Below are 391 nucleotides of genomic sequence, written 5' to 3' on the forward strand. Positions count from 1 at the left end.
AGCCGCGCTCGTTCAGCTCATGCGCCAGCGCCTCGGCCGGGAAAAGAGGCCCACCGGTGCCGCCTGCCGCGAGAAGGATGACGCCTCTGGCCATATCACTCCGCCGGCACGGCGCGTTGCGACAGGCCAAAGCCCATCTGCTTGCGCTTTTCCGGCCGCTTGCGTGTCAGCGCCAGCACCATCCCCATCGAGATGGCGATGGCGATCTGCGAAGAGCCGCCATAAGAGATGAACGGCAGCGTCATGCCCTTGGCCGGCACAAGCTGGAGGTTGACGCACATGTTGATGACCGCCTGCAGGCCGAAGACGGTGACGAGGCCGCCGACCGCATAGCGGGTGAAATCGTCATGCTCCTTCAGCGCCGTGTTGAGGCCGCGCAGCACGATGAAGG

At 65.2% G+C, this 391-nt stretch carries 2 protein-coding genes; both read right to left on the reverse strand.

The annotated features are described in order from the left end of the window. Positions 1–94 (reverse strand): glycosyltransferase (locus EOA22_RS39800; RefSeq protein WP_348629537.1); only part of this gene is annotated, 94 nt, incomplete at its 3' end. Between the two features lies 1 nt (position 95). Beyond that, on the reverse strand, positions 96–391 hold a 296-nt coding region (locus EOA22_RS37450; RefSeq protein ID WP_164756378.1), incomplete at its 5' end, for an FtsW/RodA/SpoVE family cell cycle protein.

This window comes from Mesorhizobium sp. M7A.F.Ca.US.014.04.1.1 (assembly GCF_003998745.1).
GTDB classification, from domain to species: domain Bacteria; phylum Pseudomonadota; class Alphaproteobacteria; order Rhizobiales; family Rhizobiaceae; genus Mesorhizobium; species Mesorhizobium ciceri.